We start from the raw sequence: 21,631 nt of genomic DNA, 5'->3' as shown, positions 1-21,631 counted from the left end.
GATTTTTCACACCCTGTCCTTACTTAATCGCCTGCAATTTTTCCCAAACAACCTGATAGACATCTGTCAATTCACCAAGGCCACGCCGGAAAACATCCTTGTCCATGTGATGGCCTTCCGCATCCCAGAGGCGGCAGTTATCTGGTGAAAATTCGTCTGCCAGAATAATCTTGCCATCTTTGTCAAAGCCGAACTCTAACTTGAAATCAATCAATTTCAATCCAATTTGGCGGAACCAGTCTGACAAGAGCTCATTGATCCGGCGAGTCTCCTCTTTCAAAAAGGCAATTTCTTGATTGCTGGCAATCTTCAAGAATTTCACATGTTCGTCATTGATGAAAGGATCGTCCAAATCATCATTTTTATAGTAAAATTCCACAATCGGAGTTTCAAGCGCGATACCCTCTTCTACTCCAAAACGTTTGGAAAAAGAACCCGCTGTGTAGTTGCGCAGCACCACTTCCAAAGGAATAATCTCCACTTTTTTATTGAGCTGGTCCGTATCCGAAACCTTCTCAATAAAATGCGTCGCCACACCAGCTGCATTGAGTTTCTCAAAAATAAAAGATGAAATCTGGTTATTGAGCACTCCTTTACCAGCAATCTGCTCCTTCTTGACTCCATTAAAGGCCGTTGCTTGATCCTTGTAGCGCGCCAGAATGACTTGCTCATCATCTGTAGAGAAAATATCCTTAGCTTTTCCCGAATATAATAACTTATTAGACATTTTAATATTCGCCTTTCGTGGTTTTATACCCTCATTTTATCATCTTTGAATACATTTTACAAGAAATTCCGTATAAACTTTCTGTGTCCAGTTAAAGAAATCGTTTCCTTTCCAAGATACGAAAAAAAGACCGGAAGATACCGATCTTTGATTTTTAATCTTGCTTCTTCAGTTTCTCATGGATATAAGCCACCACATCGGAAATTGTTTTGAAGTTATCCATATCCTCATCAGGAATCTCAATATCAAAAGCTTCTTCCAGATTGATGATAAATTCCATCAAATCAACAGAGTCCACTCCCAGCTCCTCTTTCAAGCTCAGTTCTGGAGTGATATGCAGCTTACTGCTGTCATGTTCTTGAATGATTTCGACAATTTTTGCATAAATTTCTTTTTCGCTCATGGTTACTCCTTTGCATCTGAAAATTCAATGACCGATTTACCAACAACATCCGTTTCCAGCATGGTACGAATTTGACGAATCGTGCTATAAACAGCCTTAGCATCGCTAGAGCCATGCGTTTTGACAACAGGCGCTTTCAAGCCGAATAGAACTGCACCGCCTGCACTAGAATAGTCCAGATTATTCTTGAGCCCTCTCAGGCTGTCCTTGAGCAGCCAAGCTCCCAATTTAGCCTTAAAACCACCGCCTAAAATAGACTTCTTCAGCTGACCCATGATACTGATAGCAGTTCCTTCGATTGATTTTAGAACGGCATTGCCAGTAAAACCATCTGCAACGACAACATCCGCTACATCATCCATCAAATCGCGCGCTTCTACATTACCGATAAAGTTCAGTGTTGAATCCCCAGCTAAAAGCTCATAGGCTTCCTTGCGCAGAGGGTCGCCCTTGCTGCTTTCCGTTCCGTTATTCAAGAGACCCACCCGCGGTTTTTTAATTCCTCGGACATTTTCAGCATAGAAAGAACCCAAAGTCGCATACTGGTGTAAATGATGGGCTGTGTTTTCAGCATTAGCTCCCAGATCCAGCATATCAAATCCCTGACCGCCAACCGTTGGCATAGTAGATAAGAGCCCAGGCCGATCAATATTCTTGATACGCCCCACGATAAAGAAGCCTGCTGCCAAAAGCGCTCCAGTATTCCCGGCAGACAGCATGGCATCTGCTTCCCCTGCCTTGACAGCCTTGGCTGCCAGCACCATACTAGCCTCTTTCTTCTGACGAATGGCCTTGGTTGGCTCGTCGTCCGAGTCAATCTTTTCCTCCGTGTGGATGATGCGGACCCGCTCACCAGCAGTCAGATAAGGCTTGATTTTCGCTTCATCGCCATAAAGGAGAATTTCAATATCCGAAAACTCCTGTACCGCTCGATTGGCTCCTTCCACCAGAGCTTGAGGGGCATTGTCCCCCCCATAGCATCAACAGCTATTTTTTTCATTCGATTTATTCCTCGTTCTTATCTTTTAAAATGCTTCCCCAGTCTCCCAGAGAATCTATAAATTTTTTGGATTTGAGATGGATGCCGACATATTCATCATAGAGCAGGTCGATAAAATACCGCAACTGTTTTTTAATATCTGGCTTCAAAGAAATGGTCTCCAATTCGCTAAAGCGGACTGCCTGAAATTGGTCCAGCAGAAAAGGAAGGTTGGGATTCAGATGACAGCGGCGTTCATCCTGATGGTAATGATCAGGGCAAAGGACTCCGCTATATTTGAAAGAGAAGTCAAAAGGCAAACCTGTCCGATGACAAAAAGCACAGTCATGGAAGTTCAGCGAAACTCCAAAGCGTGACAAAATCTGAATCTCAAAGATATTGGTCAGCACTTCATAGTCCAGACCATTATTCATCAGTTCCAGGGTTTTCTGCAGAAAAGCAAAGAGCGCTGGATCCGGCTGATTGTCTTGAAGGCTGGCATCTGCCAAGGCTGCCACATAGCTGGCATAGGCCATGATGAATAAGTCTTCATTGATGCGATGGTAGGTGACTACATCCTGATAATCCTCGATATAGCTAAGGCCATCATCATTGATTTTCATCAGCAAGTTCGCCGCAGTCAAAGGCTGAATAACGGGTGCTAGCTTAGATTTACCAGCATGCTTGACGAAAAACATACGCTTGCCAGCCTGTTCCGTAAAGATCTTGACCAGCTTATCATCCTCACGGAAATTGCGGTTATAGAGAACCAGACCTTGACTTGTTAGAGATTTAAGCATAGTCCTCCATGTAGTCCTTGAGGCGTTTCAGAGCTTCTTGAATCGTCTCCATACTAGCCGCGTAGGACAGGCGGATATAGCCTTCCCCGTATTGACCAAAAGCCGCCCCCGGGATAAAGGCCACAGCCTTCTTCTCTGCAAAATCCTGCAGAAAGGCGAAAGAATCTTGATTATAACCATCTGGTATCTTAGCAAAAATATAAAAAGCCCCGTCTGGTTTGATGATCTTAAAGCCTAACTCTGCCATTTTCTCTATGATATAATCGCGACGCTGGATATACTCAGCCTTCATTGGTTCCGCATCATCTTTCCCAACTGTCAGAGCTTCAATGCCTGCAAACTGAGCCATAGTATTGGCCGCTGTTACGAGATACTGATGGCTCTTAATCAGCTGGGCAGTGAAAACTGCTGGAGCAAAGATAAAGCCCAACCGCCAGCCAGTCATGGCATGAGACTTAGACAGGCCGTTGATGACAATGGTTTGGTCTGGCAGATACTCCGCGATGGAGACATGCCCCTCTTCTGTATAGGTTAGCTCAGAATAGACCTCATCGCAGACCACAAAGACTTGGTATTTTCCTAAGACATCCGCCAGAGCTTTTATCTGCTCCCGCGAATAAGTCACGCCAGTCGGATTAGCTGGATAATTGAGAATAACTGCTTTTAGCTGCTCGCCCTGTTCTAAAATAGCCGCTTCCAGCATCTCTGGAGTGAGGACAAAATTATTGGCCGTTGTATCAATCTCGACAATCTCCGCCCCTACTAGATTGACAATGGGCTCATAGCCTGGATAAGCAGGAGCTGGCAGCAAGACCTTGTCTCCTTCTTCTAGAATAGCTGTCAGTGTAGCCGACAAGGCCTCCGTCGCACCAATAGTTACCAAAACCTCATCTTCTGGGCGATAGTTCAGATTGTACTTTTCTTTCACAAAGCTGCTGGCCGCCTGACGTAGCTCCAAGAGACCGCTCATACCAGTGTAGTGGCTTTGATTAGCATCAATCGCTGCCTTGGCTGCTGCTTTGATATGATCCGGTGTCGTAAAATCCGGCTCTCCTAAGGTCAGCCGAAGAACCCCAGGAATAGCAGAAATCGATTGGTCAAACTGACGAATCAGCGAAATTTCTATTTTTCCTAAGTTTTTATTAAATTTCTTACTTAAATCCATACATACCTCCAGCCGCTCAATAGAACTATTATACTATAAATGCAGAAGCATAGCAAAAGCTATTACATGATTTCTTATGCAGAAAAAGGACTAAGCTTGCACTCAATCCCTTTTTCCTTGCCTTAAAATTCTTCTCTAGCAGATAATCGATATAGCCACATCTCATGTGACTGGCCAATCAACGAGTCGGAGTATAGGTCAATTCCTTACCATGCTTGGCCAGAAAATCTGGTAGTTCTGAATCAGGAATCTGCCGCAAATAAAGGTTGGAACGAATCGTGTCATCTTCCTCACGACAGGTTGAGAGAACCAAATACCGGTCGCTCGCCTTAATCTGGATCTTAGGATCCTTAGTACGAGCAGCCTCATAGATATTTCTGAGCTGAGTTGTAAAGTCCTCGTCGTCCTTAAACTCCGTCCGATAAAATGCCGTCTCTTCCGGCACGATGACCAGTCCCATAGCTTGATAATAATACTTACGCTCAGGAGTCTCAATCACGACATATCTATGTTTGTCAAAATAATCCTGACGATCATAGTAGTTGACATCATTAAACATGCGATGGTCTCCTGCCTTGCTGCCCCGAGCATGCCCGAAAAGCCAAGTAAGACGATCGCTGAAATCTTTATGATTATCTTTATCCATGAAGACCGCACCCATATAGGGTTCTTGCTTTCCTTCAAAAGTCTTCAGCAGATAAGTCGCATTATCTTTCGTTTGCACCACTGGCTCATCCAGCTGTGTACCAGGAGCATAGACATAGCCTATCGTTTCTGAATTCACAGCCTTCAGTTTAGCAAAACGCTCTGCTAAATAATCCTTTTCTGTCTGACTGGAATCTGCTGTAGAAGAGCTTGACGTTTCAATCCTGCTGGGAGGCGAAACTCGAGGCTTATTGCCTGTTCCTGAAGAACGGAAAGCATAAAAAACAGAAAAAATAACCAGAACAATCAACAGGAGACAGATGCCAACAACAAGGAACTGTTTCTTATTCGAAGCTTGACTCCTATCTTTTTCTTGCATAATTTAAAAATCCTTTATTTTTCATTTTTGATAAAAAATATCACCGAACGAAGGCTCAGTGATATTTAGGCATTAGCACAAATTAAAAACAAGGTTATTTAACTGCACTTGTTTTAGGAAGTGACTTGTCTTCAGAGTTTTCCTCATTTTCCTTGTTTTCTTCTTTCACTTCCGGAGCTTTTTTTGCTTTATTTTCTGATTTTTTAGTCCTCTTTTTACCTGCTGCTGAAGAGGATGCCGCTGAAGATTGAGACGGTACCGGAAAAGTCGGAACTGATGAAGAGGCTGTGGAGTAAGGTGCTGCTGAATAAGCAGGTGTAGATGGATCTGTAGTAGATGGTGCCACTGAAGGCTGATCCGCATTAGCCGACTCTCCCTCACCAATAACAAGAACTTTGTTACCAGCTTGATCCTCCATCACAGCACTTTTACCAACCGGAGCTTTCTTAGCTTCAGCAACTTGCTGATCCAGAGCTGATTGTGCATCTCTATAGGCCTGCAGTTCATCCATAACTTTATTAGATTCTGAGTCCGTACTGCCTTGGGGAACTTCATTATTATCAATGTCATTAACCCAAAGACTGGCTGTACCCTCAGCAAATACTGGTGCAGCAGCCGCGAAAAGTGAAAGGGCCACAGCACTTGAAAGCAAAACCTTTTTCATTATCTCATCTCCTCTTTACTTTTCAAAAATAATTGTAACTCCCCGTTACCTAATATTACCTACTATTAAGTATAGTTCGAACTCCGAAAAAAGTCAAGAATTTTACTACATAAAAATTTCTAAAATCAAAGAATACCAAGGGATGAGACAAATTGTCAATTTACCAACTATTTAAATGGTCATTTATTTATATTTGAAAAATCAAGTAGTTTGATTCTTCTTCCAAAGTTGATGTTAGATTTTTTTAAAAAAAGTAGGAATGAAATAAAAAGAAGCTAGGAATCAAACTTCCCAGCCATATATATCATATTATTTTTTCCCTATTTCAAATAAGGGTGATAGCGGCCGTTTCTCATGAATACGGACAATGGCTTCCCCTAGAAGATGCGCAATGGAAATCTGATCAATCTTATCAATCAAGCGCTCTTGAGGGAGATAAATCGTATCCAACACAACCAATTTTTTAATCGCCGACTTTTGGATATTATCCATAGCCGGACCAGACAAGACTGGATGCGTACAGCTAGCATAGACCTCTACAGCCCCCGCCTCAGCGAGAGCATCAGCCGCATGGCAGATAGTTCCCGCAGTATCAATCATATCATCAATTAGGATACAAGTTTTTCCTTCCACCTTACCAATGATGTTCATGACTTCACTGCTATTCATCTTGTCCACACTGCGGCGCTTATCAATAATCGCAATCGGAGTTTTCAGAAACTCTGCTAACTTACGGGCCCGACTCACACCACCATGGTCAGGACTGACTACCACATAGTCGGCCCCTGTCATATTACGGCGCTCAAAGTAATCAGCAATCAAAGGTGCACCCATCAAGTGATCTACTGGAATGTCAAAGAAGCCCTGGATTTGCGCTGCGTGCAAGTCAATAGTCAGCATCCGATCCACACCAGCAATTTCCAACATATTAGCAACTAATTTAGATGTAATTGGCTCACGAGCTCTAGCCTTGCGATCCTGTCGAGCATAGCCATAGTAAGGCATGACAACATTGATTGATTCAGCACTAGCCCGTTTCAAAGCATCTACCATAATCAAGATTTCCATCAAATTATCATTGACCGGCGAACTGGTAGACTGCAAAATAAAGACGTGTTTCCCGCGAATAGATTCTTCAATATTCACTTGAATCTCTCCATCAGAAAACTGACGGACAGTTGATTTCCCAAGTGGCAATCCAATCTCTTGAGCAACACGCTGCGCTAATTCTTTATTAGAAGAAAGAGCAAAGAGTTTTAAATCAGAAAAAGACATGATTCCCTCCAGATTCTAAATCGTCTTTCATTGTCCAATTACAACTTTTCCCAACTACCATTGTAACGTTTTTCAGTTGATTTTTCAATTAAAAATAAAAAACGCCAGAGGCGCTTTTTACTGATTAGTTCGGATAGATATATGAAACTGTACCTTGTGCAGTTGTTGGGTTAAACCATCCACGGTAGTTACCGATTGATTGTTGTCCAAGGTAGTTTGCTTCTGATACTTGGATGCTTGTAGTAGATTGAACAGCTGTTACTACTGCAACGTGTCCGTATCCACCGTCAGTCCAACATGCAATTGCGCCAACTTCTGGCTGTGAACCAACACGGAAGCCTGCTGCTGCTGCGCTTGCTGACCATTGTCCACCATTACCCCAGTAATCGCCAGCCCAAGGAGCTAATGTCTTAGCACCCCAAGTACATTGACCTACTGGATAAGAAGAGGCAGATGAGCTATAAACTGGTCTATTTGCACGGACAACAGATTGAGTCACTGCAGGTGCTGCCGCAGCTGGTGCTTCAGAAGATGAAGGTGAATTAACAACTGCTTGGACCTGAGCTTGCAGAGTAGTGTTACCTGAAGCTTCAACTGCTTGACGTTGTGCTTCTTGTTCTGCTTTATAAGCTGCTTCACGAGCTGCTGCTTCAGCTGCTGCTTTTTCAGCTGCTGCTTTCTCTTCAAGAAGAGAATTCTTTTCATTTTCAGCAGTTGCTTTTTCAGCCGCAAGGCTTGCTTGAGCTGCTTTCAGTTCTGCTTGTTTTGTTGCCAAAGTTTGCTCATCATCAGCTAACTTTTCTTGGTTGGCAATAACAGTATTAATAGCTTCGTTATTTGCAACTTGCTTTTCAGCAATTGCTTCTTTATCTTTCTTTTGTTGTTCCAGCATTTTGTTATTTGCTGAAACGATTTCGCTCATAGCTGCTACACGAGAGATAGCTTCTGTGATAGAGCTAGAATTTACAACTGTATTAATGTAGCTAGTAGCAGTTCCGTTTGTTTGGGCACTGCGCGCTTGATTAGCAAGTGACTCATTACGAGCTACGATGTTTTTAGACAGTTCGTCAATCTCAGCAGAAAGTCTTGCAGATTCCGCAGACAATTTTTCATTTTCTGCTTTAAGCTCTTCTTGTTGCTTTTGAATAGCAGATACTTGGCCTTGAATCTCGTTGACTTGTGCCTGAGCTGATTGTTGTTGCTCTGTCAAACTATTAATCTTGCTGTCTTGTGCAGCAATCTTTTCATCAGTTGTCTCCGCTTTAACGCTCACAAGTGCAGCTCCTTGTGAAAGGATAACTGTACTCAATAAAATTGATGTGAGTAGTTTTTTCTTCATAAAAATAATACACTCCTTCTTATAAGACATTATCTAGTATACCAGAAAATACCGTATCATATGTTACGCATTTGTTACATTTTTATTTCTTGTTTATCATAAATATATTTTTTCGAAAATAGGCTGAAAAATGAGGAATATCAAGCTATTGAGGAGCATAGTCGGTACTAGACTCCTAAGGACAAAATCTTGTAAATTCAGACTAGAAAGATTCAAAAAAACTGCAAAAGCAAAACTAGTTAATTCAAATAAAAATACAAGAATCAGAACAGATAGAAAGCGAGTAAATTTATTTAAAAGCATAGTCGAACTAGACTGACAAACCAAGAGACTTAAAAGAGGAAAAAGAATAAGAGCAATACCGATGGTATGAAAATAGTAAACATCGTAAATTAGCCCCAGACAGCAAAATAAGAGAATATTGTAGTTTCTAGAGAGGTTGATGGACACAAAAAGCATGAAAATAAAGATAAAATGACTGACTAAATGCCATTGTAAAGGCAGAATATTAGCCAGAAAAGTCGAAATCTGCCCATCAATCAGTAAAACAAAAAATAAAATAATAGGAGTCAAAAGATGTTCTTTAATATTTCTCATATCAGTTCCCTACCAACATTACAGCACGGATATCCGACAAATCAGCAGCCGGCTTAACCAGGACAACCTTATTTAACTGATCCTTAGCCTCAGACACGGTAAGCACCTTACCGACAGGAATATTTTCTGCATTATAAGCACCCAAGCCACTGGTTGCCACCTCATCTCCCTCTTTTATATCTTCAGCACTATTTAACTGACTGATGATATAAGCAGAGTTTTTTTCATCATAACCAGTAATAATCCCATAAACTGGACCAGACTTAGTTTGAATTCTAACAGAAATTTTAGTTGAGTTTTCCTCGTTAGTCAGTAGAGATACTAAGCTAGACTGACTACTAGTTTCAGAAACACTTCCTACTAGACCACCATTAGCGACCACTAGCATAGCATCAGTCACATTATCAGATTCTCCCTTGTCAATAGTCAGCTCATTTTTCCAAGATGCTGGCGTACGGGCAATCACTTCGCTAGCAATTTGAACTTGATTTTTATCAGTCTCTTTAAATTCCAAAAGTTTTCGCAACTGCTCATTTTCATCTTCTAAGGAATCTGCCTTCCCAGCCTTTTCCTCAACCTCATAAAGATTTTTCTTGAGCTGCTGATTCTCTCTGTAAGTAGACATCAAATCTGACATTTCTTCTTTTTTATCAGCTACAAAAGTAAAAGGAGAGCTGACAAGTCTATCTACCAATGAAATAATATTTGAAGTAGTTGATACAAACCAACTAGAAGAAGTAGATAAGATGAGTATCGTCATTGCAACAACTAATACAAAAAAAGAAAGCAGAAATTTAGACTTTTTAAATCGATTCATCAGAAAAACCTCACTAAACAAGACAAGAAAGTATAAGAAAAGGAGATAGCAAATGCTAAACTCCTTATTCATACGGAGAATGGGGGATTCGAACCCCCGCGCCGGTTACCCGACCTAACGATTTAGCAAACCGTCCTCTTCAGCCTCTTGAGTAATTCTCCAATATTTTATGGGCACGAGTGGACTCGAACCACCGACCTCACGCTTATCAGGCGTGCGCTCTAACCACCTGAGCTACGCGCCCAAGTTCGAAAACTTGGTATGAACATTCGTTCAAAGCGGGTGACGAGAATCGAACTCGCGACAACAGCTTGGAAGGCTGTAGTTTTACCACTAAACTACACCCGCATTTCCAATACGATGATGTATGGCGCGAGACGGAATCGAACCGCCGACACATGGAGCTTCAATCCATTGCTCTACCAACTGAGCTACCGAGCCAACTATTGCGGGAGCAGGATTTGAACCTACGACCTTCGGGTTATGAGCCCGACGAGCTACCTAGCTGCTCCATCCCGCGTTATTACTATTCGTCCCTAAGGAGGATGTGGGATTCGAACCCACGCACGCTTTTACACGCCTGACGGTTTTCAAGACCGTTCCCTTCAGCCGGACTTGGGTAATCCTCCAAGATAATACTATGGACCTTGTAGGACTTGAACCTACGACCACTCGGTTATGAGCCGAGAGCTCTAACCAGCTGAGCTAAAGGTCCGACAAGATCATTATAGCGGCGAAGGGGATCGAACCCCCGACCTCCCGGGTATGAACCGGACGCTCTAGCCAGCTGAGCTACACCGCCATCTATCGGGAAGACAGGATTCGAACCTGCGACACCTTGGTCCCAAACCAAGTACTCTACCAAGCTGAGCTACTTCCCGAACTTAAGTTATTCACTTAATGCACCCTAGAGGAGTCGAACCTCTAACCGCCTGATTCGTAGTCAGGTACTCTATCCAGTTGAGCTAAGGGTGCTCATCTTCTTCTACTGCCTCTTACAAGTCTATGCCGAGGACCGGAATCGAACCGGTACGATCGTTACCAATCGCAGGATTTTAAGTCCTGTGCGTCTGCCAGTTCCGCCACCCCGGCCGCCTCAAGCGAACGACGGGATTCGAACCCGCGACCCCCACCTTGGCAAGGTGATGTTCTACCACTGAACTACGTTCGCATCCTATTCAAAAATGCCGGCTACATGACTTGAACACGCGACCCTCTGATTACAAATCAGATGCTCTACCAACTGAGCTAAGCCGGCTCATTATTATCTTATATGCGGGTTAAGGGACTTGAACCCCCACGCCCTAAAGCGCCAGATCCTAAATCTGGTGCGTCTGCCAATTCCGCCAAACCCGCTCTTATGACCCGTACTGGGCTCGAACCAGTGACCCTTTGATTAAAAGTCAAATGCTCTACCAACTGAGCTAACGAGTCTCTTGCTTTTCTTGAAATCTTCTTGACTTCAACGGTCCCGACGGGAATCGAACCCGCGATCTTCGCCGTGACAGGGCGACGTGATAACCGCTACACTACGGGACCTATTCTTTTCAGAATATGGGAGTTAACGGGATCGAACCGCTGACCCTCTGCTTGTAAGGCAGATGCTCTCCCAGCTGAGCTAAACTCCCAAAGGGTGGAGTCTAGCTCAGCCAACAGTGAGAAACTTCGTTTCTCTCATCCGCCGATTGTAATTTCGATTTCCTCTCAATTACAACTAAGCTAAACTCCCTTCGCTAAGCGACTTCCATATCTCACAGGGGGCAACCCCCAACTACTTCCGGCGTTCTAGGGCTTAACTGCTGTGTTCGGCATGGGTACAGGTGTATCTCCTAGGCTATCGTCACTTAACTATTGAATTAACTTTCCTGTCCTCTCAGACAAGCCTTGTCAACTCAAAATTGAATACAATATCAAATCTCACAATTTTCTAAACCATTCGCTGCACTCTGATGAAGTTCTTATTTCTAGGATAAGTCCTCGAGCGATTAGTATTGGTCCGCTCCATTGCTCACACAACTTCCACTCCCAACCTATCAACCTGATCTTCTCTCAGGGCTCTTACTAACTTGCGTTATGGGAAATCTCATCTTGAGGTGGGTTTCACACTTAGATGCTTTCAGCGTTTATCCCTTCCCTACATAGCTACCCAGCGATGCTCTTGGCAGAACAACTGGTACACCAGCGGTAAGTCCACTCTGGTCCTCTCGTACTAGGAGCAGATCCTCTCAAATTTCCTACGCCCGCGACGGATAGGGACCGAACTGTCTCACGACGTTCTGAACCCAGCTCGCGTGCCGCTTTAATGGGCGAACAGCCCAACCCTTGGGACCGACTACAGCCCCAGGATGCGACGAGCCGACATCGAGGTGCCAAACCTCCCCGTCGATGTGAACTCTTGGGGGAGATAAGCCTGTTATCCCCAGGGTAGCTTTTATCCGTTGAGCGATGGCCCTTCCATTCGGAACCACCGGATCACTAAGCCCGACTTTCGTCCCTGCTCGAGTTGTAGCTCTCGCAGTCAAGCTCCCTTATACCTTTACACTCTGCGACTGATTTCCAACCAGTCTGAGGGAACCTTTGGGCGCCTCCGTTACCTTTTAGGAGGCGACCGCCCCAGTCAAACTGCCCGTCAGACACTGTCTCCGTAGATGATTAACCTACCGGGTTAGAGTGGCCATAACACAAGGGTAGTATCCCAACAACGCCTCCATCGAAACTGGCGTCCCGATCTCGTAGGCTCCTACCTATCCTGTACATGTGGCACAGACACTCAATATCAAACTGCAGTAAAGCTCCATGGGGTCTTTCCGTCCTGTCGCGGGTAACCTGCATCTTCACAGGTACTAAAATTTCACCGAGTCTCTCGTTGAGACAGTGCCCAAATCATTACGCCTTTCGTGCGGGTCGGAACTTACCCGACAAGGAATTTCGCTACCTTAGGACCGTTATAGTTACGGCCGCCGTTTACTGGGGCTTCAATTCATACCTTCGCGTTACCGCTAAGCACTCCTCTTAACCTTCCAGCACCGGGCAGGCGTCACCCCCTATACATCATCTTACGATTTAGCAGAGAGCTGTGTTTTTGATAAACAGTTGCTTGGGCCTATTCACTGCGGCTGACTTCAGTCAGCACCCCTTCTCCCGAAGTTACGGGGTCATTTTGCCGAGTTCCTTAACGAGAGTTCTCTCGCTCACCTGAGGCTACTCGCCTCGACTACCTGTGTCGGTTTGCGGTACGGGTAGAGTATGATACAACGCTAGAAGCTTTTCTTGGCAGTGTGACATCACTCACTCGCTACTAAACTTCGCTCCCCATCACAGCTCAACGTTAGAGGTATAAGCATTTGACTCATACCACGCCTCACTGCTTAGACGTACATCCATTCGTACGCACGAGTTAGCCTACTGCGTCCCTCCATCACTTCATACTCTAGTACAGGAATCTCAACCTGTTGGCCATCGGATACACCTTTCGGTCTCTCCTTAGGTCCCGACTAACCCAGGGCGGACGAGCCTTCCCCTGGAAACCTTAGTCTTACGGTGGACAGGATTCTCACCTGTCTTGCGCTACTCATACCGGCATTCTCACTTCTATGCGTTCCAGCGCTCCTCACGGTACACCTTCACCACACATAGAACGCTCTCCTACCATACCTATAAAAGGTATCCACAGCTTCGGTAAATTGTTTTAGCCCCGGTACATTTTCGGCGCAGGGTCACTCGACTAGTGAGCTATTACGCACTCTTTGAATGAATAGCTGCTTCTAAGCTAACATCCTAGTTGTCTGTGCAACCCCACATCCTTTTCCACTTAACAATTATTTTGGGACCTTAGCTGGTGGTCTGGGCTGTTTCCCTTTCGACTACGGATCTTAGCACTCGCAGTCTGACTGCCGACCATAATTCATTGGCATTCGGAGTTTATCTGAGATTGGTAATCCGGGATGGACCCCTCACCCAAACAGTGCTCTACCTCCAAGAATCTTTATGTCGACGCTAGCCCTAAAGCTATTTCGGAGAGAACCAGCTATCTCCAAGTTCGTTTGGAATTTCTCCGCTACCCACAAGTCATCCAAGCACTTTTCAACGTGCCCTGGTTCGGTCCTCCAGTGCGTTTTACCGCACCTTCAACCTGCTCATGGGTAGGTCACATGGTTTCGGGTCTACATCATGATACTAAGGCGCCCTATTCAGACTCGGTTTCCCTACGGCTCCGTCTCTTCAACTTAACCTCGCATCATAACGTAACTCGCCGGTTCATTCTACAAAAGGCACGCTCTCACCCATGAACGGGCTCGAACTTGTTGTAGGCACACGGTTTCAGGTTCTATTTCACTCCCCTCCCGGGGTGCTTTTCACCTTTCCCTCACGGTACTGGTTCACTATCGGTCACTAGGGAGTATTTAGGGTTGGGAGATGGTCCTCCCAGATTCCGACGGGATTTCACGTGTCCCGCCGTACTCAGGATACTGCTAGGTACAGAATCTATTTAAAATACGAGGCTCTTACTCTCTCTGGCCAACTTTCCCAAGTCATTCTTCTATAAATTCTGAGTCCACAGCGCAGTCCTACAACCCCGAAGAGTAAACTCTTCGGTTTGCCCTCCTGCCTCTTCGCTCGCCGCTACTAAGGCAATCGCTTTTGCTTTCTCTTCCTGCAGCTACTTAGATGTTTCAGTTCACTGCGTCTTCCTCCTCATTTCCTTAACAGAAATGGGTAACAGGCATCAACCTGTTGGGTTCCCCCATTCGGACACCCCCGGATCGAAGCTTACTTACAGCTCCCCGAGGCATTTCGTCGTTTGTCACGTCCTTCTTCGGCTCCTAGTGCCAAGGCATCCACCGTGCGCCCTTACTAACTTAACCTTATTTTTGACCTTTCAGTCTTAAACTCATTAATATTCACAGCGTTTTCGGTTTATTTTCTTGTTACTATTTGATATCAGTATTCAATTTTCAATGGACAAGTAGGATAGCTATCAACCAAAGTTGAATTCCAGACTAACTTCTTAGGAAAAAAGACTAACTTCCTTGTGTTCATCGAACACAATGTCAGTTCTCTATTTTTCTACAGAAGTTCCCGCAAGCGGAACGTCTTCCATATCCTAATGGAGCCTAGCGGAATCGAACCGCTGACCTCCTGCGTGCAAAGCAGGCGCTCTCCCAGCTGAGCTAAGGCCCCACATAGCCCTCTCAAAACTAAACAAGACCCAAGTGCATTCCGTGTGTCCTTACGGACTCCTTAGAAAGGAGGTGATCCAGCCGCACCTTCCGATACGGCTACCTTGTTACGACTTCACCCCAATCATCTATCCCACCTTAGGCGGCTGGCTCCTTACGGTTACCTCACCGACTTCGGGTGTTACAAACTCTCGTGGTGTGACGGGCGGTGTGTACAAGGCCCGGGAACGTATTCACCGCGGCGTGCTGATCCGCGATTACTAGCGATTCCGACTTCATGTAGGCGAGTTGCAGCCTACAATCCGAACTGAGACTGGCTTTCAGAGATTAGCTTGCCGTCACCGGCTTGCGACTCGTTGTACCAGCCATTGTAGCACGTGTGTAGCCCAGGTCATAAGGGGCATGATGATTTGACGTCATCCCCACCTTCCTCCGGTTTATTACCGGCAGTCTCGCTAGAGTGCCCAACTCAATGATGGCAACTAACAATAGGGGTTGCGCTCGTTGCGGGACTTAACCCAACATCTCACGACACGAGCTGACGACAACCATGCACCACCTGTCACCTCTGTCCCGAAGGAAAACTCTATCTCTAGAGCGGTCAGAGGGATGTCAAGACCTGGTAAGGTTCTTCGCGTTGCTTCGAATTAAACCACATGCTCCACCGCTTGTGCGGGCCCCCGTCAATTCCTTTGAGTTTCAACCTTGCGGTCGTACTCCCCAGGCGGAGTGCTTAATGCGTTAGCTGCGGCACTAAGCCCCGGAAAGGGCCTAACACCTAGCACTCATCGTTTACGGCGTGGACTACCAGGGTATCTAATCCTGTTTGCTCCCCACGCTTTCGAGCCTCAGCGTCAGTTACAGACCAGAGAGCCGCTTTCGCCACCGGTGTTCCTCCATATATCTACGCATTTCACCGCTACACATGGAATTCCACTCTCCCCTTCTGCACTCAAGTTAAACAGTTTCCAAAGCATACTATGGTTAAGCCACAGCCTTTAACTTCAGACTTATCTAACCGCCTGCGCTCGCTTTACGCCCAATAAATCCGGACAACGCTCGGGACCTACGTATTACCGCGGCTGCTGGCACGTAGTTAGCCGTCCCTTTCTGGTAAGATACCGTCACAGTGTGAACTTTCCACTCTCACACCCGTTCTTCTCTTACAACAGAGCTTTACGATCCGAAAACCTTCTTCACTCACGCGGCGTTGCTCGGTCAGGGTTCCCCCCATTGCCGAAGATTCCCTACTGCTGCCTCCCGTAGGAGTCTGGGCCGTGTCTCAGTCCCAGTGTGGCCGATCACCCTCTCAGGTCGGCTATGTATCGTCGCCTTGGTGAGCCGTTACCTCACCAACTAGCTAATACAACGCAGGTCCATCTGGTAGTGATGCAATTGCACCTTTCAATCAATTATCATGCGATATTCAATTTCATGCGGTATTAGCTATCGTTTCCAATAGTTATCCCCCGCTACCAGGCAGGTTACCTACGCGTTACTCACCCGTTCGCAACTCATCCAAGAAGAGCAAGCTCCTCTCTTCAGCGTTCTACTTGCATGTATTAGGCACGCCGCCAGCGTTCGTCCTGAGCCAGGATCAAACTCTCATTAAAAAGTTTGAGTTCGCACTCATTACTGTCCACTGACAGATTTATTTTCTCGTTTTTGACAGGTTACATATCTCTATGTCACCCTGCACTTGGTTCGTCTTGTTCAGTTTTCAAAGGGCTTTGTCTTTCGCGACAACTATATTAGTATATCACCTATACCTCCACCCTGTCAATACCTTTTCTAATATTTTTTCAATTTTTTAATTAATAAAAAACTTGATGCTCGAACCTGTTCTAGTAAAACAGATTGAGAGTCATCAAGTTTATTCATTATAAAATCGTATTGTCTTGAAAATCTTTTAAATGATTTTTCAAATCTTTGAGCATAGCTCTTCTTCCTTTAAAGCGCTCATTGCTCATCAGTCTCTGATAATTATCCAATCCAACATCATCAAGAGTTCTTTTATAATTGTCAATCGCTTCTCTGAAGGCGACTAACTCATCTAGAAACAACTCTTTTGATTTTAGTCGATGTCCAATCTCACTCACTTCTTCATAAGGCTGGCGGTCCAATTTGCGCTTTTGGCTTTCTTGTTTACGAATTTTATCATGTATATGATTTCTGAATTTTGTTTTGAAATAACGATAGAGTTTTTCCTCATCGTTTTCAATTCCTTTCTCTTTAAGCAGAAGTTCGTATAAAACTAACATTCCTTCTTGCTCCCAATCACTATGTTCCCACAAGTGTATATAGTAATCTTTCTTACACTTCCAAACTATCCATTTCACCTTCTCATAAGTAGCTCTAAAATCCATAGTTCCTCCTTAAAATTTACTTGACTTAATTCTACTGTAAATAGAAAGCAAGGTGGACTCTTTCTTCTAAAAAGCAACTTTCAGGAGCTCTTCTGACTCGAATAACTATTTTTAAGTCATTTCAGGCACATATTTAGTCATTTGGGAGGATTGTTCGAAGTATGAAATCAAGAAAAAAGAGTTTGGGACAAAAAGATTTCAATTTTTAAAAATCTTAATTATTAAGCCTTTCAAATCTATAATTAAATGCGAAAAGCGAACAAAGCAGAATTCTGATTACCAGAAAACTAGTTTTGTTCGCTTTTTATATTTGAGGTTGGACTTTTGTCCCAGCCTCTTTTTAAACCTAGCTCCGCCAGTAGGACTCGAACCTACGACATCATGATTAACAGTCATGCGCTACTACCAACTGAGCTATGCCGGATAATATAGTCCGTACGGGATTCGAACCCGTGTTACCGCCGTGAAAAGGCGGTGTCTTAACCCCTTGACCAACGGACCATTTCTTGTCCTTCTGCAGAACATATTTCATTATATCAGCTTTTCTTCCTTTGTCAATAATTATTTCAGAAAAAGAGAAAAGAGTCTGGGACAATAGTCTCTTTGCTACAAAAAAGCAACGGCAAATCCGTTGCTTTTTGCATGGTTGCGATAGCCTTGGTAAAATAGAATTACCCAATAAACCATTTAGAAAGGCTATCCCATGCATATTCACTATAACACAAATCAAACAACTTTACCACTAGAAATCAGTTCTTTCTTACCACAAGACCATCTCGTCTTTACTATTGAAAAAGTGGTCAATGCCTTGGAGGAACGTCACTTCCACGCCTTCTATCATGCCTTCGGTCGCCCGTCTTATCATCCTAAAATGCTTGTAGCTACTCTTCTGTTTGCCTATTCACAAGGAATTTTCTCTGGACGAAAAATTGAAAAAATGATGATTGAAAATCTCGCTATGCAATACCTAACAGGACAGTTGCTTGTCAGCTACCGCACCATCAATCGCTTTCGAGTCGCTGAAGGGATGGAAGACCTTATTCGTGATCTTTTCATCGACCTCAATCTTCGTTTAAAAATGGAAGAGTTAGTAACTTTAGATTGTCTGTTTATTGATGGGACTAAGATTGAAGCCAATGCCAACAAGTATAGTTTCGTGTGGAAGAAAGCGACAGACAAGTTTTCCGTCAAACTTCAAGAACAGATACAGGTCTATTTTCAAGAAGAAATCACACCCCTTATCCATCAGGCTATTAGGCTGGATGAAGAAGAGCCTATTTCTTCAGAGCAGTTGCTTGAATTCGCTCAAGTCCTGGAAGAAGAATTGGAAAAACTGAGCCAAGACATTGAGGAGGCACCCGTTAAAGGAAAGGATGAACGTAAAAACCAGCGTCGTAAACTCAAGAAAGTCTTGCGTAAAGTCAAGGATGACTTTTCAGTGCGTGCTGAGAAATATGAGAGCTATCAGGAGACATTTGAAGGACGTAACAGCTTTTCCAAAACAGATCCAGATGCCACTTTTATGCGGATGAAGGAGGATCATATGAGAAATGGTCAACTCAAACCTGCTTACAACTTACAAATCGCTACGGAAAATCAATTTGTTCTTCACTATGATGTCTTCTCAAATCCGACAGATACCAGAACGCTGTTGCCTTTTTTAGAAAGCTATCCACATGAGTTAAAAAGAGTTGTCGCCGATGCGGGATACGGAAGTGAAGAGAACCTCCTTCGTTTAGATGAAAAGGAGGTCAACCATCTGATTAAATATGCCATGTTTGATAAGGAACAGAAAAGAGGGTATAAACAGTCGGTTAGAAATTTAGCGAATTGGCACTATGATGACAAGGAGGATAGCTACACACATCCTGACGGCTGGTGCTATCGTTTTCACCATATCAACCATCAGAAAACACAGACGGACTTTCAACAGGAAATCAAGGTTTACTACGCTGATGAACCTGAATCAGCCCCTCAAAAGGGACTGTATATGAACGAACGTTATCAACACTTGAAAGCTAAAGAATGCCAAGCGCTTTTATCTCCCGAAGGTAGACGGATTTTCGCTCAACGTAAGATTGATGTGGAACCTGTCTTTGGTCAGATAAAGGCTTGTTTGGGTTACAAACGGTGTAACCTAAGAGGCAGACGGCAGGTTAAAATTGACATGGGATTGGTACTCATGGCTAATAACCTCCTTAAATACAATAAGAGAAGGAGTCAAAATTAAAAAGCTAGAGGTCCGCAATTGGGAATCTCTAGCTTTTTTGTGGCTGAGAATTATTTTGTCTCAGGTTCTCTTCTACTCGGAAGATTTTTCTTCCATTTTCGTTTTAATTTCATCATAAGAAAGTGCATGGGCTTCTTTGTCTAATTCAAGTTCAGACTCTTCTGGCATTTTGCCAGTTTCATACAATGATTTAATTTGATTGCTATCCAAAGTTTCATATTTAAGAAGCGCTTCAGCAATCAATTTATGAGTTTCGCGATGAGACTGGATAATCTCTGCAGCTTTGTTACGAGCTTCATTGAGAAGTTCTCTTACTTCTTCATCAATCTCATATGCAGTCTGTTCTGAAATTGATTTTTGAGGACTGGCTGCACCAAACATAGCATGATTGCCTTCGTATTGAACTGGACCAAGTTTTTCGCTCATTCCATATTCCGTTACCATACTGCGGGCCATCTGAGTTGCCTGTTCAAAGTCATTAGAAGCACCTGTTGTTTGAACATTAAAGATAATCTCTTCAGCCACACGGCCACCCATAAGACCAGCTAATTGCTCTTTCATGTCTTCTTTAGATAGAAGCATTTGGTCTTCCTTAGGCAGGGCAATCATATAGCCACCAGCACGTCCACGAGGTACGATGGTTACCTTATGTACTACACGCGCATTTGACAATACCAAACCAACAATAGTATGTCCAGCTTCATGATAAGCAACTAGTTGACGATCGCGTTCAGACACCGTTTTATTTTTCTTAGAAGGTCCTGCGATCACTCGGTCTTCTGCTTCATCAATATCATCAGCATCGATGACTTTCTTATTACGGCGGGCAGCAACCAAAGCAGCCTCATTCAAGACATTTTCCAAATCAGCACCAACAAAACCTGGTGTCTGCTGAGCAACTAGTTTCAAATCAACATTTTTAGCTAGCGGCTTATTCTTAGCATGGACGCGAAGAATGGCTTCCCGACCTTTAACATCAGGACGGCCGACCAAGACTTTTCTGTCAAAACGGCCAGCACGCAGCAAGGCTGGATCTAATACATCCGAACGGTTAGTAGCCGCAATGATAATGATTCCTTCATTGCCTTCAAAACCATCCATTTCAATCAAGAGCTGATTGAGGGTTTGCTCACGCTCATCGTTACCACCGCCAAGGCCAACACCACGCTGACGACCGACTGCATCGATTTCATCGATGAAGATAATGGCAGGGGCTGCTTTTTTCGCATCTTCAAACAAAGAACGGACACGGCTTGCTCCGACCCCAACAAACATTTCTACAAAATCAGAACCTGAGATACTGAAGAAAGGAACTCCTGCTTCTCCAGCAACAGCCTTGGCAAGCAAGGTTTTACCAGTTCCTGGAGGGCCTTCTAGAAGGACACCGGCAGGAATACGAGCACCTAACTTGGTGTAGCGTTTCCGATCTTTCAAAAACTCAACGACTTCTACAAGTTCTTGTTTCTCTTCCTCGGCACCAGCTACATCCGAGAAACGAACCCTAATATCTTCTTTGTTAGCAGCACGCGCCTTATTGCGGCCAAAATTCATGGCACCGCGAGCACCACCGCCGCCACCTTGATTCATCATGGACATAAAGAAGAAGATGACAATTACAAAAGGAACGATGGAAGTGAGGATTGTAATCCACATTCCGCTTGAACTTTCGCGCTTTATGCTGATTTCAGTGTTATGCTCAGAAGCTAAATTTTGTAAATCAGAAATTGTAATATCTGACGGTAAAATAATACTTGTAAATCTCTCTACTTTAGAAACGTTTGGAGTGAAAAATAAAATCCCTGTATCTTCTTTCGATTCCTGAGGTGTTTTGTAAGTACCTGAAATCTCAATGACGCTGCCATTTGGCTGGTAGCTCATCTCTGTGACATTATTTTCCTTAATTTCCTTCACTAATTCTGTGTAATTGATTTGCTGACTACGACCGCCAGTATCTCCTGAAAAGAAATACTGAAATCCTGTCACTAGGACAACAATAATCAGAATATAGAGAAATGGATTTTTTATAAAACCATTATTTTGCTTATTTTTCATCTATTAATAGTAA

13 protein-coding genes, 20 tRNA genes, 3 rRNA genes and 1 pseudogene are annotated in these 21,631 nt (G+C 44.0%); 1 reads left to right on the top strand and 36 read right to left on the bottom strand.

Annotation, left to right across the window (positions count from 1 at the left end; genetic code table 11):
• Positions 1–19: 19 nt before the first annotated feature.
• The 35 genes and pseudogenes from FFV08_00250 to FFV08_00080 all read right to left on the bottom strand — a co-directional run bounded on the left by FFV08_00250 (position 20) and on the right by FFV08_00080 (position 17,837).
• Positions 20–727: a phosphoribosylaminoimidazolesuccinocarboxamide synthase gene (locus FFV08_00250; GenBank protein ID QLB51249.1), complete on the bottom strand. Its 708-nt coding sequence runs from the start codon at positions 725–727 to the stop codon at positions 20–22.
• 154 nt (positions 728–881) lie between these two features.
• Positions 882–1,130, bottom strand: a complete 249-nt coding sequence (locus tag FFV08_00245) for an acyl carrier protein (GenBank protein QLB51248.1) — start codon at positions 1,128–1,130, stop codon at positions 882–884.
• Positions 1,131–1,132: 2 nt separating this feature from the next.
• A pseudogene (plsX, locus tag FFV08_00240) lies at positions 1,133–2,130 on the bottom strand (phosphate acyltransferase PlsX).
• Positions 2,131–2,135: 5 nt separating this feature from the next.
• On the bottom strand, positions 2,136–2,909 hold the full coding sequence (recO, locus tag FFV08_00235; GenBank protein ID QLB51247.1) for a DNA repair protein RecO: 774 nt from the start codon (positions 2,907–2,909) through the stop codon (positions 2,136–2,138).
• Positions 2,902–4,074, bottom strand: coding sequence for a pyridoxal phosphate-dependent aminotransferase (locus FFV08_00230; protein ID QLB51246.1), 1,173 nt, complete (start codon positions 4,072–4,074; stop codon positions 2,902–2,904). Before FFV08_00230 ends, recO begins: the two co-directional genes overlap by 8 nt.
• Before the next feature lie 178 nt (positions 4,075–4,252).
• On the bottom strand, positions 4,253–5,098 hold the full coding sequence (gene srtB / locus FFV08_00225) for a class B sortase (GenBank protein ID QLB51245.1): 846 nt from the start codon (positions 5,096–5,098) through the stop codon (positions 4,253–4,255).
• 94 nt (positions 5,099–5,192) lie between these two features.
• The gene (locus FFV08_00220; GenBank protein ID QLB51244.1) at positions 5,193–5,762 is read right to left on the bottom strand and encodes a hypothetical protein; all 570 of its coding nucleotides are present in this window, start codon (positions 5,760–5,762) and stop codon (positions 5,193–5,195) included.
• Positions 5,763–6,071: 309 nt separating this feature from the next.
• The gene (locus FFV08_00215) at positions 6,072–7,037 is read right to left on the bottom strand and encodes a ribose-phosphate diphosphokinase (GenBank protein ID QLB51243.1); all 966 of its coding nucleotides are present in this window, start codon (positions 7,035–7,037) and stop codon (positions 6,072–6,074) included.
• A gap of 124 nt (positions 7,038–7,161) precedes the next feature.
• A complete protein-coding gene (locus FFV08_00210) occupies positions 7,162–8,376 on the bottom strand; it encodes a CHAP domain-containing protein (protein ID QLB51242.1) in 1,215 nt (404 codons plus the stop codon).
• Between the two features lie 96 nt (positions 8,377–8,472).
• Positions 8,473–8,973 (bottom strand): rod shape-determining protein MreD, encoded by a 501-nt coding sequence (mreD, locus tag FFV08_00205; protein ID QLB51241.1) that lies wholly within the window; start codon positions 8,971–8,973, stop codon positions 8,473–8,475.
• A gap of 1 nt (position 8,974) precedes the next feature.
• Positions 8,975–9,790 carry a rod shape-determining protein MreC gene (gene mreC / locus FFV08_00200; GenBank protein QLB51240.1) on the bottom strand — a complete coding sequence of 272 codons (816 nt, stop codon included), beginning with the start codon at positions 9,788–9,790 and terminating at the stop codon, positions 8,975–8,977.
• A gap of 73 nt (positions 9,791–9,863) precedes the next feature.
• Positions 9,864–9,951, bottom strand: a tRNA-Ser gene (locus FFV08_00195).
• A gap of 9 nt (positions 9,952–9,960) precedes the next feature.
• Positions 9,961–10,034: transfer RNA gene (locus FFV08_00190), tRNA-Ile, on the bottom strand.
• A gap of 33 nt (positions 10,035–10,067) precedes the next feature.
• Positions 10,068–10,138 (bottom strand) — tRNA-Gly (locus FFV08_00185).
• A 20-nt stretch (positions 10,139–10,158) separates the two neighbouring features.
• A tRNA-Phe gene (locus FFV08_00180) sits at positions 10,159–10,231 on the bottom strand.
• Positions 10,232–10,236: 5 nt separating this feature from the next.
• Positions 10,237–10,310 (bottom strand) — tRNA-Met (locus FFV08_00175).
• Between the two features lie 19 nt (positions 10,311–10,329).
• Positions 10,330–10,419, bottom strand: a tRNA-Ser gene (locus FFV08_00170).
• A gap of 12 nt (positions 10,420–10,431) precedes the next feature.
• Positions 10,432–10,505: transfer RNA gene (locus FFV08_00165), tRNA-Met, on the bottom strand.
• 13 nt (positions 10,506–10,518) lie between these two features.
• Positions 10,519–10,592, bottom strand: a tRNA-Met gene (locus FFV08_00160).
• 5 nt (positions 10,593–10,597) lie between these two features.
• Positions 10,598–10,671, bottom strand: a tRNA-Pro gene (locus FFV08_00155).
• Between the two features lie 20 nt (positions 10,672–10,691).
• A tRNA-Arg gene (locus tag FFV08_00150) sits at positions 10,692–10,765 on the bottom strand.
• Between the two features lie 31 nt (positions 10,766–10,796).
• Positions 10,797–10,882, bottom strand: a tRNA-Leu gene (locus tag FFV08_00145).
• 7 nt (positions 10,883–10,889) lie between these two features.
• A tRNA-Gly gene (locus FFV08_00140) sits at positions 10,890–10,961 on the bottom strand.
• Positions 10,962–10,975: 14 nt separating this feature from the next.
• A tRNA-Thr gene (locus FFV08_00135) sits at positions 10,976–11,048 on the bottom strand.
• 16 nt (positions 11,049–11,064) lie between these two features.
• Positions 11,065–11,146, bottom strand: a tRNA-Leu gene (locus FFV08_00130).
• Positions 11,147–11,151: 5 nt separating this feature from the next.
• Positions 11,152–11,224: transfer RNA gene (locus tag FFV08_00125), tRNA-Lys, on the bottom strand.
• A 32-nt stretch (positions 11,225–11,256) separates the two neighbouring features.
• Positions 11,257–11,329 (bottom strand) — tRNA-Asp (locus FFV08_00120).
• 16 nt (positions 11,330–11,345) lie between these two features.
• A tRNA-Val gene (locus tag FFV08_00115) sits at positions 11,346–11,418 on the bottom strand.
• Between the two features lie 104 nt (positions 11,419–11,522).
• A 5S ribosomal RNA gene (gene rrf, locus FFV08_00110) occupies positions 11,523–11,638 on the bottom strand.
• Between the two features lie 116 nt (positions 11,639–11,754).
• A 23S ribosomal RNA gene (locus tag FFV08_00105) occupies positions 11,755–14,656 on the bottom strand.
• Between the two features lie 242 nt (positions 14,657–14,898).
• Positions 14,899–14,971 (bottom strand) — tRNA-Ala (locus tag FFV08_00100).
• Positions 14,972–15,028: 57 nt separating this feature from the next.
• Positions 15,029–16,582: ribosomal RNA gene (locus tag FFV08_00095) — 16S ribosomal RNA — on the bottom strand.
• The 16S, 23S and 5S rRNA genes sit together here with 18 tRNA genes alongside, the layout of an rRNA operon.
• 268 nt (positions 16,583–16,850) lie before the next feature.
• Positions 16,851–17,336, bottom strand: coding sequence for a sigma-70 family RNA polymerase sigma factor (locus FFV08_00090; protein ID QLB51239.1), 486 nt, complete (start codon positions 17,334–17,336; stop codon positions 16,851–16,853).
• A gap of 347 nt (positions 17,337–17,683) precedes the next feature.
• Positions 17,684–17,760: transfer RNA gene (locus FFV08_00085), tRNA-Asn, on the bottom strand.
• A 5-nt stretch (positions 17,761–17,765) separates the two neighbouring features.
• A tRNA-Glu gene (locus FFV08_00080) sits at positions 17,766–17,837 on the bottom strand.
• A gap of 202 nt (positions 17,838–18,039) precedes the next feature.
• Between FFV08_00080 and FFV08_00075 the strand changes: the two genes are divergently transcribed.
• Positions 18,040–19,566 carry an IS1182 family transposase gene (locus FFV08_00075; protein QLB51238.1) on the top strand — a complete coding sequence of 509 codons (1,527 nt, stop codon included), beginning with the start codon at positions 18,040–18,042 and terminating at the stop codon, positions 19,564–19,566.
• Between the two features lie 72 nt (positions 19,567–19,638).
• Here FFV08_00075 and hflB read toward each other — a convergent pair whose 3' ends face one another.
• Positions 19,639–21,618, bottom strand: coding sequence for an ATP-dependent zinc metalloprotease FtsH (hflB, locus tag FFV08_00070; protein ID QLB51237.1), 1,980 nt, complete (start codon positions 21,616–21,618; stop codon positions 19,639–19,641).
• Positions 21,619–21,631 lie beyond the last annotated feature (13 nt).

Origin of the sequence: Streptococcus sanguinis (assembly GCA_013378335.1) — a bacterium.
Taxonomy (GTDB): Bacteria; Bacillota; Bacilli; order Lactobacillales; family Streptococcaceae; genus Streptococcus; species Streptococcus sanguinis_I.
The sequence above is the reverse complement of the archived record's forward strand: the minus strand, read 5'-3'. Positions and strand labels throughout refer to the sequence as shown.